This window comes from Corallococcus sp. AB011P (assembly GCF_003611605.1).
In the GTDB taxonomy this organism is placed as follows: Bacteria; Myxococcota; Myxococcia; order Myxococcales; family Myxococcaceae; genus Corallococcus; species Corallococcus coralloides.
Genome location: NZ_RAVX01000045.1, coordinates 1 through 13,905 on the forward strand (window position 1 = coordinate 1; position 13,905 = coordinate 13,905).

At 70.3% G+C, this 13,905-nt stretch carries 16 protein-coding genes; 7 read left to right on the plus strand and 9 right to left on the minus strand.

The features are described 5' to 3' along the window. Positions 1-206: 206 nt before the first annotated feature. Positions 207-581, plus strand: coding sequence for a DUSAM domain-containing protein (locus D7X30_RS41005; protein WP_120568418.1), 375 nt, complete (start codon positions 207-209; stop codon positions 579-581). A gap of 6 nt (positions 582-587) precedes the next feature. On the opposite strand, the gene D7X30_RS41010 is transcribed toward D7X30_RS41005, so the two are convergent. From D7X30_RS41010 to D7X30_RS41025, 4 genes are all read right to left on the minus strand, one after another. Further along, positions 588-2,750 (minus strand): diguanylate cyclase, encoded by a 2,163-nt coding sequence (locus D7X30_RS41010; protein ID WP_120568419.1) that lies wholly within the window; start codon positions 2,748-2,750, stop codon positions 588-590. Then, a complete protein-coding gene (locus D7X30_RS41015) occupies positions 2,747-3,028 on the minus strand; it encodes a septum formation initiator family protein (protein ID WP_120568420.1) in 282 nt (93 codons plus the stop codon). The genes D7X30_RS41010 and D7X30_RS41015 overlap by 4 nt, the downstream gene beginning before the upstream one ends. Before the next feature lie 82 nt (positions 3,029-3,110). Then, positions 3,111-3,635: a TlpA disulfide reductase family protein gene (locus tag D7X30_RS41020; RefSeq protein WP_120568431.1), complete on the minus strand. Its 525-nt coding sequence runs from the start codon at positions 3,633-3,635 to the stop codon at positions 3,111-3,113. A 4-nt stretch (positions 3,636-3,639) separates the two neighbouring features. Next, complete coding sequence (locus D7X30_RS41025) at positions 3,640-4,140, minus strand: Fur family transcriptional regulator (protein ID WP_199724704.1); 501 nt, start codon at positions 4,138-4,140, stop codon at positions 3,640-3,642. A 238-nt stretch (positions 4,141-4,378) separates the two neighbouring features. Here D7X30_RS41025 and D7X30_RS41030 point away from each other — a divergent pair, with 238 nt between their 5' ends. The 3 genes from D7X30_RS41030 (at position 4,379) to D7X30_RS41045 (ending at position 7,064) form a co-directional block, all read left to right on the plus strand. Then, entirely contained in the window at positions 4,379-5,620 is a 1,242-nt protein-coding gene (locus tag D7X30_RS41030; RefSeq protein ID WP_120568421.1) for a hypothetical protein, read from the plus strand. Between the two features lie 25 nt (positions 5,621-5,645). Then, complete coding sequence (locus tag D7X30_RS41035) at positions 5,646-5,987, plus strand: FmdB family zinc ribbon protein (RefSeq protein ID WP_120568422.1); 342 nt, start codon at positions 5,646-5,648, stop codon at positions 5,985-5,987. Positions 5,988-6,311: 324 nt separating this feature from the next. Further along, a complete protein-coding gene (locus D7X30_RS41045; protein WP_120568424.1) occupies positions 6,312-7,064 on the plus strand; it encodes a hypothetical protein in 753 nt (250 codons plus the stop codon). 4 nt (positions 7,065-7,068) lie between these two features. On the opposite strand, the gene D7X30_RS41050 is transcribed toward D7X30_RS41045, so the two are convergent. Both D7X30_RS41050 and D7X30_RS41055 read right to left on the minus strand, forming a co-directional pair. Further along, the gene (locus D7X30_RS41050) at positions 7,069-7,803 is read right to left on the minus strand and encodes a PHP domain-containing protein (RefSeq protein WP_120568425.1); all 735 of its coding nucleotides are present in this window, start codon (positions 7,801-7,803) and stop codon (positions 7,069-7,071) included. 57 nt (positions 7,804-7,860) lie between these two features. Further along, positions 7,861-8,136 (minus strand): hypothetical protein, encoded by a 276-nt coding sequence (locus tag D7X30_RS41055; RefSeq protein ID WP_043321624.1) that lies wholly within the window; start codon positions 8,134-8,136, stop codon positions 7,861-7,863. 251 nt (positions 8,137-8,387) lie between these two features. Between D7X30_RS41055 and D7X30_RS41060 the strand changes: the two genes are divergently transcribed. From D7X30_RS41060 to D7X30_RS41070, 3 genes are all read left to right on the plus strand, one after another. Beyond that, entirely contained in the window at positions 8,388-8,582 is a 195-nt protein-coding gene (locus tag D7X30_RS41060) for a hypothetical protein (RefSeq protein ID WP_014397120.1), read from the plus strand. A gap of 99 nt (positions 8,583-8,681) precedes the next feature. Continuing rightward, positions 8,682-10,070 carry a sigma 54-interacting transcriptional regulator gene (locus tag D7X30_RS41065; RefSeq protein WP_120568426.1) on the plus strand — a complete coding sequence of 463 codons (1,389 nt, stop codon included), beginning with the start codon at positions 8,682-8,684 and terminating at the stop codon, positions 10,068-10,070. Between the two features lie 138 nt (positions 10,071-10,208). Beyond that, positions 10,209-10,685 carry a hypothetical protein gene (locus D7X30_RS41070; protein WP_120568427.1) on the plus strand — a complete coding sequence of 159 codons (477 nt, stop codon included), beginning with the start codon at positions 10,209-10,211 and terminating at the stop codon, positions 10,683-10,685. A 16-nt stretch (positions 10,686-10,701) separates the two neighbouring features. Here the strand turns inward: D7X30_RS41070 and D7X30_RS41075 are convergent, their stop codons facing one another. The 3 genes from D7X30_RS41075 to D7X30_RS41085 form a co-directional block, all read right to left on the minus strand. Next, positions 10,702-11,667 carry a hypothetical protein gene (locus D7X30_RS41075; RefSeq protein ID WP_120568428.1) on the minus strand — a complete coding sequence of 322 codons (966 nt, stop codon included), beginning with the start codon at positions 11,665-11,667 and terminating at the stop codon, positions 10,702-10,704. A 40-nt stretch (positions 11,668-11,707) separates the two neighbouring features. Further along, on the minus strand, positions 11,708-12,397 hold the full coding sequence (locus D7X30_RS41080; protein WP_120568429.1) for a hypothetical protein: 690 nt from the start codon (positions 12,395-12,397) through the stop codon (positions 11,708-11,710). Between the two features lie 81 nt (positions 12,398-12,478). Further along, complete coding sequence (locus tag D7X30_RS41085; RefSeq protein WP_158619479.1) at positions 12,479-13,774, minus strand: kelch repeat-containing protein; 1,296 nt, start codon at positions 13,772-13,774, stop codon at positions 12,479-12,481. Positions 13,775-13,905 lie beyond the last annotated feature (131 nt).

Genomic DNA, 13,905 nt, shown 5'->3' on the forward strand with positions numbered 1-13,905 from the left:
TCGCCCCATGCCGGCGACCATCTCCTCAAGGTAGGCGCCCAGCGCCTCGTCCAGCTTCTTGAGCTGCGCGGGTGTCATCCCGACCGTAGATCACGCCCGCCACCTGGATTCAAGTGACCGGGTAGTACTATGACTGCCTGCGATACTGCGAGGGGCAGCAGGAATGGCCATTCAAGGCGTGCGCCCCCACCTCCAGGAAATGAGCCATGGTCGAAGACCTCGAAGGCGACTGGCATCAACTCCGGGTGCTCGACACGCGCGCCCAGCAAGAGGGCTCCATCGTCCTGGACGACGCCCTTCGCACGCTCCTGCGACGCGCGGGTCCTTCCGTGGCCATGAGTGCCGCAGAGGTGGAAGCGGGCCTGCGCACCCCGGAGGCCGCGCTCACCCTCCTCCACCAGATGCGACAGCGCGTCACGGAGGGCTCACGGCGCCTGGGCGACGCGCTCCACCGCATGTATCGCTTGCGCGACCAGGGCGACCTGGACGGCGCGCGCCAGCAGATGCGCGAGCTGCTCGCCGTGGAGGTCGTGCCCTACTACCGCGAGCTCGCGCAAGGCCAGCTCGCGGACCTGGACTGAACCGCCCTACTCCGCGACCGCCGCCAGCTTCCGGCCACCCTGCATCTGCGCCACCGTCACGGACTGGTTCCGGCCGTTGCGCTTCGAGTGGTACAGGCACTGGTCCGCCAGGTCGATCATCTGCTGCTTCTCCATGGCGTTGTCCGGGAACGTCGCGATGCCCAGCGACATCGTGATGCGCAGCGGGCCCATCTCCGTCTGGAACACCTCCGCCATCACCGCCTCGCGGATGCGCTCCGCGATGATCTTCGCGCCCTGCACGTCCGTCTCCGGCATCACCATCACGAACTCCTCGCCGCCGTAGCGGGCGACGACGTCCGTGTCCCGCGCCAGCGTCTTGATGATGCGCGCCACGCCCTTGAGCACCTGGTCGCCCGTCGGGTGGCCGTAGGTGTCGTTCACGCTCTTGAAGTGGTCCACGTCCGTCAACATGATGGAGCACTTGCGGTTGTACCGCCGCGCCTGCGCCAGGATGTCGTCCGCGCGCGACTGGAACGTGCGGTGATTCAGCAGGCCCGTGAGGCCGTCCGTCGTCGCCATCTTCTCCATCTGCTCGTAGAGCTGCGCGCGCAACACCGCCTGCGCCGCCTGGATGGCGATGACTTCGATCATCCGCAGCACGTCCTGCTCGAACGCCGCCTTCTTGCGCGACCCCGCCACCAGCGTGCCCAGGATGCGGTCCCCCGCCACCAGCGGGAAGATCTTCAGCGCGCCCAGGCCGCGCACCTGCGTCTCCTCATCGAAGATGACCTGACGGTCCATCGCCTTGATGTCCCGCCCCGGCAGCGGCGCCCCGTAGCGCACCACGTTCGCCACCAGGCCGTTGTTGTCCTGGAACGTCTGGCCCTCCAGCGCCTTGCCCTGCGCCGTGACGCCCGTCATCCGCGCCACGCGGTGCACGCGCTTGCCATCCTGCTCCGACACCAGCGTCACCGCGCAGAAGTCCAGCCCCGCCAGCTGCCGCGTCGCCTCCAGCACCGCCACGAACACCTGATCCGGGCTGCCCGCGCGGTTCAGCTCCTCGATGGCCCGGAAGAACCGGTCCTTCTCGTCGCGCGTCTTGCGGATGTAGCTCATCACCCGCTCCACCTCGATGGAGCGCAGCACCTCTCCCGCGATGGTGGTCAGCATCTTCTCGTCCTGGTCCGTGAACGGCTCGTTCTTGAGCTTGTCCGCCACCAGCACACCGCGCACCAGCCCGCTGCCCTCCAGGATGGGCACCGCCAGCAGCGCCTGCACCGTGGGGCCGCTGCTCTCGTAGTACGTGACGCCCTTCAGCCCCTGCGGCGAGTTCATCCGCACCGGCGCGCGGCGCTTCAGCACCCCGCCGATGATGCCCTCGCCCGCGTTGAACTTCTCGCGCTGCACCCGCTCCGAACCCGAGCGGCAGTCGTACAGCTTCAGGCTCCGGTCGTCCGACGTGAGCAGGAACGCCGCGCAGGTGTCCGTGCGCAGGCCCGTCTCCGCGATCTCCAGCGCCGCGTGCACCGCGCCCTCAATCTCCTTCACCGACGCGACCAGCCACTTCTCGTCGGAGTTCATCCCGCTGAAGCTGTCCTGCGTCCCGGAGGACACCAACCGGAAGGTGCGCGCGCGCTCCTCCACCTCGCGGATGCGCTTCTGCACCGCGTCCGACTCCGCCCGCTTCGCCACCAACATCCGCGCGGACAGCACCAGGTGGTACAGCCCCGCGAACAGCGCCAGGAACAGCGTGTGCGTCAGGAACCCGGTGACGTTCACCACCTGCCCACCCAGCGTCACCAGGCCGTCGTACACCAGCGCCACACCCAGCAGCGTCATGCCCGCGTTGCGAGGCAGGAACGCCACCAGGAACGCCATCAACAGGTAGACGATGGGGAACAGCTCCCCACCGCCAATGGCCACCACGATGAAGGCCGCGGAGATGAGCCCGCCGCCCAGCTCCAGGTCGTCGCGCAGGTCGATGACCGCGCCCACCGAGGAGCGCATGGCCCGGCGCCACGCCGCCATGCCGATGCCGATGAGCAGCCCCATCACCAGCGCCGCTTCCGTCCACCCCAGCGTGTGCAGGCCCCGGAAGCCGCCACGCGCCAGGTGGACGAACGTGGCCAGCGCCACCGCCGCGGGGATGGCTCGGAAGAAGGCGCGCACGAGCTTCGCGGGAGAGGGCACCACGGACAGCGAGGTCATGGCGACTCCAGGTGGAAGACGATTTCGCCCGGCTTCACGTAGCCGAGCTCCTCACGTACCGACTGCTCCAGCGTCGCCGGATCCTTGCGCAGCGCCGCGATCTCCTTGCGGAGCGCGTCGTTCTGCGCGGCCAGCGAGCGGTTGCGCTCATCGAGCACCTCCACGTCCTGCCGCAGGCGCAGGTAGCGCCGGAAGCCCTTGGCGTCCGCCACCGAAGCGAGGCTCAAGGCCACCGCCACCACCGCCGCCACCATCAGGAGCTTTCGCCGGGACGTCATGAGCGCCGGCGAAGGTACCAGCGGCCCCCCTGCCCGCAAGAATTCCGCTCCAGCCCTGTAGCACCCCGGGCGGGGCCAGAAATCAGTCCGCCTTCAGCAGCTTTTCAATGGCCTTCGCCACGTCCGACTGGCCCTCGATCCCCTGCCACGCGGCCACCGCGCGGCCGTGCCTGTCCAGCAGCACCGTGCTGGGCAGCGCCCGGATGCGGCCGAAGGCGCTCTCACCGGCGCGCATCCGCTCGTCGGACAGCAGCACCGGGTACGGAAAGGCGTAGTGGTTCGCGAACGGGGCCAGCACCCGGCCCTCGTCGATGTCCATCCCCACCGCGACGACCTGGAAGCCCTGGGGACCGTAGGTCTCCTGGAGATGCTTGAGCGTGGGCTGGTCCGCCAGGCACGGGAAGCACCAGGTGGCCATGAAGGACACCAGCACCACCTTGCCGGGGAGCTGGCGCGGGTCGTAGCGCGTGGGCCCCACCGACGGCAGCCACAGCGCCCGGTAGAACGCGGGCCCGGCGTCCACCGGCCCGCCGTGGCGACAGCCCGTGAGGGAAAGTGCGCCCAGCGCCACCGCGCACAGGAGCGCGCGTCGTCGCACCGGGCTCACGCGCTCAGGCCTCTGTCCCCGGAGGGCCACCCCGGAGCTGGCACTCGCGACACAAGCCGTACAGCTCCATCTTGTGCGACGTCACCGTGAAGCCGTGCTTGCGCGCCACCGCGTCCTGGAGCGTCTCGATGCGGTCGTTCTCGAACTCCACGATGGTGCCGCAGCTCGTGCAGATGAGGTGGTCGTGGTGCTCGCGCCCCGCCGCCGCCTCGTAGCGCGTCTGCCCGTCACCGAAGTTGCGCGCGTGGGCCAGGCCGCACTCGTTGAGCAGCTTCATCGTCCGGTAGACGGTGGCCACGGACACCTTGGTGTCCTGCTCGCGCACCTTGTTCCACAACTCCTCCACGGACAGGTGGCCGCCCACCTCGAAGAAGGTGTCGATGATGAGGCTGCGCTGGCGCGTGCTCTTCAGGCCGTGCTGGGCCATGTAGCGAGCCAGGACCTCGTCCTTGTCCTTGTCCGAGGGGCCGTGGGAGTGGGAGTGGCTGTGGTGATGGGTCGTCATCTGCAATCTCTGAAGCACCCCATGTGTTGGGGTGGGGATGCCTGCTCCCGCAAGACAATTTCGACGGCCGGCCTGGGCGAGCGCCCGCTCCCCTGCTGACTACCATGGAGTCCGGTGTCTTCGGCTTGCGTAGCGCGTGAGCTGTTTACATTGAGGCCGGACTGGCTCATTGACACCTGTCTGGCCGCGAAGATAGAGGCATCCGCCCTCGTAAACGAGCAATTTTCCGAACCTTTCCATGATCAGTCCCTGGCAGAGAAGACGGCAGCCCGATGACGTACCCACCCCGGTGGCGGTGGCGGTGTCGGACTTCTGCCGACGCGCGAAGGCTCCGGCCCCCGCACAGCAGGTCCGCGAGGCGCTCGCGCTCCTCACGGAGGATGAGGACTTCCGGGTCCGCGCCCTCACGGACGGTGAACCGGAGACGTCCCCCCTGGGGCCCTTCGCGGTGGTGGACATCCTGCGCGGCGTGACGCCGGCGCTCGCGGCCCAGCGCCAGGAGTGCGGCTACTACGACGTGGCGCAGGAGCTGGCCCAGGTGCGCGAGGAGAAGACGCCGCCCCCCGCGCCCGCCTCCACGACGCCTGTGTTCGCGCTCCCCACCCCAGCCTCCGAGGAGACGGACGCGAAGACGGGCCGCCGCAAGAGCGCCAAGGCGGAGGCCGCCGCCGTCCAGGAGCGCATCGCCCCCAAGAAGCGCACCACCGACGCGGAGGACGCCGACACCGCCGCGCCCGCCCCGGCTCCCCAGGCGCCCCAGGAAGAAGAGGAGGCCCCGCGCTTCCTCAAGCGCGAGCTGCCCCGCCCCCGCGGCCGCTTCACCCGCGTGGAGGCCCAGCGACTGTCGTTCCTTGAACTGACGCGCGCCGAGGGCAAGGAGACGCTGGAGGCCGCCATCGAGGCCACGGAGCACCGCTACTCACTTCTGCGCACGCTGGAGCACCGCTACAACGGCCCGCGCGGAGAGATGACCCAGGTCGACATGGAGAACGTGCTGCGCCAGCACGGCATCATGGAGACGCTGGAGGCCCGCGAGCGCCACAACATCGAGACCGCCTACGCGTCCCAGCGCGGCGCCACCGGCCGGGTCGCCTGGGCGCTCGGCCTGTCCCCCAGCGAGCTGCAGCGGCTCAACCACGCGCTCAGGCTGGAGGAGGTGGTGGAGGCCCTGCGCGAGCGCTTCCGCAACGAGGTGCTGGCCACGGGCCACCTCACCCACCGGCTGGATCTGCTCGGCCGGGACAAGTACCTGGTGGACCTGGGCATCCAGAAGCGCTTCGCCGACGCGCTCCGCAAGGAGCTGGAGCGGCTGGCGAAGGACGCCCTGCCGGACGCCACGGATCTCCACTCGCTGGCCAACGTCGTGGGTCGCAAGCACGGCGCGCCCGCGGAGCTGGTCACCCGCGCCTTCGAACGCCTGAATCTGACGGAAGGCCTGCGCAAGCAGCTGTCCGCCCAGGCCCAATCCCCTTCGAACTGACTCATCGAGACGAGGTACCCACCCCATGCCCATCTACGAGTACGGCTGCTCGGCCTGTGGAAAGACCATCGACGTCCTGCAGAAGATGTCCGACCCGACGCCCCCCGCCTGCACCGCGTGCGGCGCCCAGGGCACGCTGAGCAAACAGGTCAGCCGCTCCAGCTTCCACCTCAAGGGTGGCGGCTGGTACTCGGACCTGTACGGCTCCACGAAGAAGGACGGCGGCGGTTCGTCGTCCTCATCGTCGTCGTCGTCGGCGTCCGCGTCTTCTTCATCCTCGCCGGCGAGCAGCGGCACGAGCACGGCGGCGCCCAGCGCTCCCGCGGCCGCGCCGAGCACTCCGTCCGCGTCCGGCGACAAGTCGTAGCGCCCGCGCTCCACCGCCCCCGGCTGAAAATTCGCTGGGGGCGCGGGGAGGCCGCAGACTTCACGCGTGCCCTTCCCTCCCTCGAAGCGTCCCCCCCGCCATTGCGCACTGTGCGGCCATCCGGAGCTGACGGATGCGCGGGGGCAGGGGCGGTTCCTCCTGGTCGCGGACCCGCATGGCCGCGGCCCCGTGTGTCCTCCGCAGCGCGGCTGCCGCAACGGCAAGCTCGCGGCGACGGACACGCCAGCGCTGACGCAGGCCAGCCGCTAGGTTAAGCAGACACCTGAAAGCGCGCGCGTCCCACCCCGCGTGCCTCCAGGTGCCATGCCGCGTTCCTTCCGCTCGCTGTCGTCGCTGTTCCTGGTGCCGCTCGTGGCCGCATTCACCGCCGGCTGCGCGTCCGCCACCCGCATGTCCCCCGAGGACCGCGCCGCGTTGGACCGCGGCCTCAGCGGCCCGGACGCGGAGCAGTACCTGCGCGTCTCCGCCTACCTGACGCCCTTCTTCGGGGACGCGTCCAAGCGGCTGCTCACGCCCTACCCGCCGGAGGACGTGCGGCTGGTGGACGACACCCAGGGCAAGCCCATCAACCCCGGCCCCATCCAGGCCACCCTCCCCGCCGGCTCGCGCGTGCGGATCACCAAGGTGGAGTTCCCCACCGCGTGGGTCGTCACCGAGCGCGTCCTCTACTCCCCGCGCACCTGGCCGTGGGTGTACGTGACGGTGGAGGGCGCCCCCGCGGGCGAGCAGGTGGTGCTGGTGCTGCCGCCCAACCTCGACCGGCAGGACGCGTTCCGCGCGGAGCTGGGGAACACGCTGTCCCTCCACCCGCTCACGGAGCAGCTCAACGGCTTCAGCGCGGCGGTGAAGGAGGCCGTGCGCACCAAGACGCTGGTGCCGGACATGCCCGCGGACGCGGTGCGCATGGCCTGGGGCCCGCCGGAGTCCGTGCGCCGCACGCTGGAGGGCACCGCGAAGAACGAGGAGTGGCGCTACACCGGCGAGCGCCGCAAGGCGTTCCTCGCCGACGGGAAGCTGGTGCGCGCGGAAGAGGCAGGCAAATCCATCCTGCCTTGAGTTCCTAGCGCCGGCCGCCGCGGCGGTGCTGCTTCTTGCCGCCGCCGCCACCGCCCTTGCGCTGGGCCTGGGCCTCGCCCGGCCGCGTGAGGCGGGGCAGCTCACCGGCCATCACCGGCCAGTAGTCGCCCTTGAGGAGCTCCTCCACCAGCTGCGCCTGGGTGAGCACGTCGCGCTTGAAGAAGGTGGCGCCGCGGCCCATCTCGTCCAGGGAGCCGCGCGCGTCGCTACCGCCCACGCAGGGGACCTTGAGGACCTCGGCGGCCTCCACGGCCAGGTCATTGGCCGTCTGCTTCACCTTGGCGTTGTAGCCCTCCACGGCGCACAGCACGCCGGACAGCGAGCGCACGTAGTCCATGGCGGGGTTGGGCACGTCGCGGTCGAAGGGGCGGGCCGCGACGATGGCCGCGCCCAGCGCCTTCACCTTGGGCAGGCACTCGGCGGCGCTCCAGGGCTTCTCCCGGTTGCTGCCCCACATCTGCACGGGCTCCGGCGCCAGCTCCGGCTTCGGGAAGAAGCACAGGTACTGACCCCGGTCCGTGACGAGCTCCAGGCCCACGAAGACCTTCACCTTGGATTTGGCGCCGATCTCGAAGAGCTCGTCGCAGCCGTCCTGGGTGTTCGTCTCGGTGAACGCCACCGCGTCCAGGCCGAACATGGCCGCCCGCTCCAGCACGGCGCGCGGCTCCAGGTCGCACCCCTTGGACAGGTGGGAATGGGCGTGTAGGTCGATGAGCATGGGCGACGCGTGCCTAACAGGCCTCCCGGGGCCTGTCGAGCCCGCGCGCACGGCCCCTCAGGCGTACGCGTAGGACTGGAAGTTGCCCTGCTTGGCCTGGCTGTTCTTCTCTTCGTACGTGCGGATGAGGTAGCCCATCAGCATCAGCGAGGACGTGTTCTCCAGCACCCGGGACGGATCCTTGGAGATGAGGTTCGCGCTGTAGTTCAGGAAGAACTGCGCCAGCTCCTCGCCCGCTTCCTTCACGATGAGGGCGTTGAGCGCGCTCGGCTCCATGGTGCGGATGGTGTTGATGAAATCGACCGCCAGGTCCTTCTTCGTCTTCATGTCCACGGTCCTGCCCCCTTTTTCCGCCCATGCCCCTGGAGCCGGAAATGGCCCCGGGCCCCGCCCCAATCCATGAACCGGGTGCGACCGGGTGAACCTATGCATGCCGGTGCACCTGCAAACCCCCACCCCACCCCGCTCCCCCGCTCCCTCGCGGATCACGACTTTTGGACCGCAGCATTTTTGACACCCCGAAACGGCGTGTGCGATAACCCCCGGTCAAGCCTTTTCTCACCACCCACAAGGAGTGGCAGGCGATGTTCACGGGCGTGAAGGTCTTCTCCGCGACGAAGGCCAAGGAGCGGGAAGAGTTGGGTGAGAACGTCACCCGCTGGATCAAGAGCAACGCGGACCTGGAGATCGTGGACCGGGTCGTCTGCCAGTCCTCCGACAACGAGTTCCACTGCTACACGCTGGTGCTCTTCTACAAGCACGCGAAGCCGCCGGCCTGACCGCCGCGCTGCCCCTGGACTCCTCCCGGGCCCGTCCTCTTCCAGTACGCACCTTTCCGGTGCGTGCGGGGAGGCCGGGCCTTTCTGTTTCCGTATGTTATGGTCCGCGCCGTGGCGCGCTTCGGGGACGACAGCGGGGAGGAAGACCGGCAGCTGCGCACGGACGCCCTGCCGGCGATGCGCTCCGCGCGGGTGCGGGTGCGGCTGTTGGTGCTGTCCGGCCCGGACGCGGGCCAGAGCTACCCGCTGGCGCCAGGACGCTACCGGGTGGGCGCGGACGCCAGCTCGGATGTGATCATCGCGGACCGCGCGGTGTCCCGCAGCCACCTGCTGCTGGACGTGCGCGAGGACAGCATCCAGGCGGTGGACGTGGGCTCGCGCAACGGCTCGTTCTGCGAGGGCATGCGCTTCACCACCCTGGAGGTGCGCCCCGGCGCGGTGCTCACGCTGGGCACCACGGAGCTGAAGCTCGTCCCGGAGGGAGAGAAGGCGCACACCCTGCCCCTGTCCAACCGCGAACGCTTCGGCAACCTGGTGGGCCAGAGCCGCCGGATGCGCGAGGTGTTCACCCTGCTGGAGCGCGTGGCCCAGGGCGAGTCCGACGTGCTCATCCAGGGCGAGACGGGCACCGGCAAGGAGCTGTGCGCGGAAGGACTGCACCTGCATGGAGGGCGCTCCAAGGGGCCCTTCGTCATCGTGGACCTGGCGGGCGTGGCGCCGCAGCTCTTGGAGTCGGAGCTGTTCGGCCACGTGAAGGGCGCCTTCACCGGCGCGCAGGCGGACCGGGCGGGCGCCTTCGAGCGCGCCCATGGCGGCACCCTCTTCCTGGATGAAGTCGGCGAGCTACCCCTGGAAGTGCAGCCCCGGCTGTTGCGCGCGCTGGAGCGCCGGCAGGTGAAGCGGGTGGGCGCCAACGACTACCGCTCGGTGAACGTGCGGGTGGTGGCGGCCACGCACCAGGATCTGGAGGGAGCGGTGAAGGCGGGCCGCTTCCGCGGCGACCTGTTCCACCGGCTCGCGGTGCTGCGCGCGACGCTGCCGCCCCTGCGCGAGCGGCCGGAGGACATCCCGCTGCTCATCGACACCGTGCTGGAGCGGATGGGCAAGCCGCCCAGCGCCCTGTCGGACCAGACGCGCGCCCTGCTGGCCCAGTACCCGTGGCCGGGCAACGTGCGGGAGCTGCGCAACGTGGTGGACCGGGTGGTGAGCCTGGGCGAGTCGGCGCTGCCGGAGCTGCCGGACACGCCGGTTCCGCGCCCTGCCCTGTCGCCGGACCTGGACCCGGAGGACACGCTGTCGCTGGCGCTGGAGCTGCCCTTCAAGGAAGCGAAGGAGCGCCTCATCGAAGGCTTCGAGCGCGACTACCTGCGCACGCTGCTCGAGCGGTGCGGCGGCAACGTCTCCAAGGCGTCGCGCGAGGCGGGCATCGACCGCGTCTACCTGCGGAAGCTCCTGCGAAAGCACGGGCTGGTGTCCGGTCCGGACTGACGGCGCTCCCCTGCCCCCACTCGCGGTCACGGTCCCCGTGGCCCGGGTGACACTGGGGCGGACCTCCCTGCCGGGGGTGGTTGTCGGACCGGGTTTCCGCCCCATCTTGGGAGCACCAACGCACGAGAGGTGGGTGCCATGCGCCAGGGATGGGGGAGGTGGCTGTTCGTCGTCGGAGGGCTCGTGCTGGGCGGCAGCGCGTGCCAGTCGCGGGACGGGGCCGTCGCGGAGAGCGGCATGGTGCCGCCGATCGCGGTGTTCCAGACCCGGGCGGAGGTTCCGACGGAGGAAGGCACCGGCGGGAGCGGAAGCGCGGGCGCGGTGGTGGCCGAGGACGTGCCGGACTTCTACGGCACGGTGACGCTTTCGGGCGCGCGGGGCTTCACGGTGCGCGACGACGACGGCGTGGAGCGGCCGTTCGTGGTGGCTCCGTCCACGCGAATCCTGCGCGATGGCAAGCGCGTGGCCCGCGCCCAGCTGCACCCGGGCGTGCTGGTGCACACGACCTACGGCGAGCGGCTGGGGTCGTGGGTGGCCACGGACGTGGAGATCTACTCCGGCACGCCGTCGCGGGATTTGACGGCGACGGCGACCGCGGCGCCGGTGAAGCGCTGACGGGCGCGGCGGCCCGTCAGTAGACGGCGAGCGACTGCGGCAGGTGGTAGCTGACGATGGTGAGCACGGGGATCTTCGGGCCCTCGTCCTCGTCGTCGGTGGTCATGCCGGAGGTGACGCGCAGGCCGTCGAAGCGCGCGAGGATGACGTAGTCGCGGCGGGTCTCCAGGAAGGGATCCGGCGCGGCCAGCCGGCCCAGGGCCTCGCGGCCGGTCTCCTCGGAGAGGTTGTCGTAGGTGCGCTCGGAGGCGGACTGGGTGTTGCTCTCGCGGGTGAAGATGGAGCCGCCCACGCGGCCCTCGCCGGTGAGCGCCGTGCGTCCGCCCAGGTCGCCGGAGGCCTCCGTCACGGTGTCGGAGTGGTAGGCGACGCCGACCTCGCGGCGGGAGGCCACGGACTGGAGGCCCTGCTCCACCAGCCACAGCGTGGGGCGCTCCCCTTCCGAGCGCTGGTCCGCCACCTGCGCGCGCAGGAGCACGTAGCGGCCGCGGTAGGTGTCCGGCTGGGCGACGGCGGACGCGAGCGAGAAGATGGGCACCTTGCGCGCGTGGAGCAGGCGCAGCTCGCCGTCCACGCTGCCGCCGCGCTGGGCCACCACGCGGGCGATGAGGTTGGCGGCGTCCGGCCGCACGCGCAGGTCCTCCGCCCACGCGCTGCCCAGCACGGCGCCCAGCTGGGTGAAGCCAGGGGCCTCCGCGCATACCTTCAGGGCCAGCCACGCGTCGTCGCGAGAGGTCGCCTGGAGCCTGCGGGCGGCGGTCTCGCACGCGGCGGGCGTGGAGTAGCGGGCCAGGAACGCGCGGGCGTCATGCGGCGACAGGGGCGGTTCCTCCGCGGCGACGGAGCGCCGGGGCGCGGGGGGCGGCGTCCGCGGCGGAGGTGCGTCCGTGAGGGCGCGGTCCTCCAGCGCGACGTGGGAGTGCGAGGCACCGCAGCCGGTGGCGAGCGCACCCAGGAGGGTCAGCAACGGAAGACGGGGCATGGCGCGAGGCTCCTTGGAGTGCGACGGCTCGGTGGGCGCGCTACAGCGCGGCGGAGTCGGTGTGCTGCTGGCTCGCGCGCGACGGCGACTGGCGCGGAATGGACGCGGATGGGGGCAGCATCATCGAGCACGCGTCGTGGCAGCGCTCGTCCATGCACGCGAGCGTGGTGGGCCCGGCCTGCTGCCGCGACACGGCCGCGTAGCAGCTCTCTCCGTTGCCGGGGCACTGGCTGCGCGCGGCGCACTCACAACAGGTGGAGGCCACGGAGGCCATCAGCTGCACGTCCTGGAGCACGGAGGACAGCGCGCGGTAGCAGGCGCGGGCCGCGGGCGCGAAGCGGCCCTTGGCATCCACCACCGGCGTATTGCCTTCGATGCCGCAGCGGCCCACGACGTCCGCGTACTTGCGCTCGCAGACGGCGACGAGCTTGGGGTCGGGCGTGCCGTCGCGCGCGATGCTCACGGCCTCCGAGCAGAGGGCGCGCGACGCGTCCTTCAGCAGCTTGATGTTAGCGGACTCCACGTCCGTGTTCGCACCCCTGGCAGGCGGCACCTCCGCCTCGAACACGCACTCCTTGCCCGCGCGCAACGTGTCGATGGTGCACGACCACGCGGTCGGAGACGCATCCACGAGCGGGGGTGCCCCCAGCGCTTCGGGGGGCAGGGACGACGGCGCGGGGCCGGACGGCGCGGCGCCGAGGAAGAGCAGGGACAGGAGCATCGCCTTCATATGGGACGCAGCGTAGGACTTTGGCCCGCGCCGCTCAAACCGCTCCGCCGGGTAGGTGTTCGTCCACCATCATGTGATTCGTCACATCTGCGGGGTGTACAGCTCGACCGTCGCCATGGCGGTGTTGCCGTTGTTGTATCCCCCCGAAACCAGGACCTTGCCGCCGGGCAGCACCGTCAACGTGGGCCCGCCGCGCAGCGTGGGCATGCGCAGCGCCAGGCTCCACTTCCCCGTGGCGGGGTCGTACACCTCCGGGGTGTAGATGGGGGCACCGTTGGAATTGACCCCTCCCAAGACGAGTACCTTGCCATTGGGCAGCAACGCCGCCCTGTGCCCGTAGCGCGCATGGGTCATGGAACCCGTGGGGCTCCAGGTGCCCGTGGCGGGTTCGTAGAGTTCCGCTGTCGCGATGTTTCCATTCGCGCCCGCGCCATGCCCCCCAGAGACGAGCACCTTGCCATCGGGCAGCAGCGTCGCCGTATGGCTGTCGCGCCCGGCCGACATGGAGCCCGTGGGGCTCCAGGTGCCCGTGGCCGGATTGTAGAGTTCCGCCGTTTCCAGGGAGAGTCCCCCGCTCTGGAGCCCTCCCGAGACGAGCACCTTGCCATCGGGCAGCAGCGCCCCCGCGAGCATGTCGCGCGGCGTGGACATGGCGCCGGTGAGGCTCCAAGCGCGCGTGGCCGGATCGTACAACTCCGCCGTCCCTTCGTAGTCGTAGCTATATCCTCCCGCGATGAACACCCTGCCATCGGGCAGCAATGCCATCACATGCCCCTGGCGCGGGGAGGACCTGTAACCGGCGGGGCTCCAGGTGCCCGTGGCCGGATCGTACAGCTCACTAAGGATCGAGCTGCTGCCCACGATGAGCACCTTGCCGCTGAGCAGCACGGTTGCCGTGGTGGGGCCCCTGATTTCCGACAGGGAGCCCGTAGGGCTCCAGGTGCCTGTCCCCGGATCATACAGCTCCGCAGTCAGGGTGCCGCCCGTGCTGTTGCGGCCTGACGCGACGAGCACCTTCCCATTCGCGAGCACTGTCGCCGAATGAAAGAAGCGCGGTACGAGCAGCGCCCCCGTGGAGGTCCAGCCCTCGGGGACACACACCGGCAGGCCCGTCACCACGAAGGTCTTGAGGGTCTTCTGGCCGAACGCATTAGTGACAGTGGCCGTGAGGCTGGGAGGGCCCGCGTTGACACACGAGGGGGCCGTCCAAGCAACGCTGCTGCTGGAGTCCTCCGTCGTGGCCGTGCCCAGCAAGCCCGCGCTGGCGGTCCAGGCGAACGTGAGCGCGGAGCCCGCCGGATCGCTTGCCCCCACCGTGAAGGTGAGCGTCTTCTGGGGGCTTGCCTCCGGACTGGAGGGAGAGGATTGCGTCACCACGGGCGTACCTCCTCGCCCGACCCCGTCGTGACGGGAGGAGGATGACGTGCGGAGGTGAGCGCTCGATTCGAAGCAGGAGGAGCGCGTGGGCATGGAGTTGAAGGAGCTGGCAGCGAAGCTGAAGCAGGAGG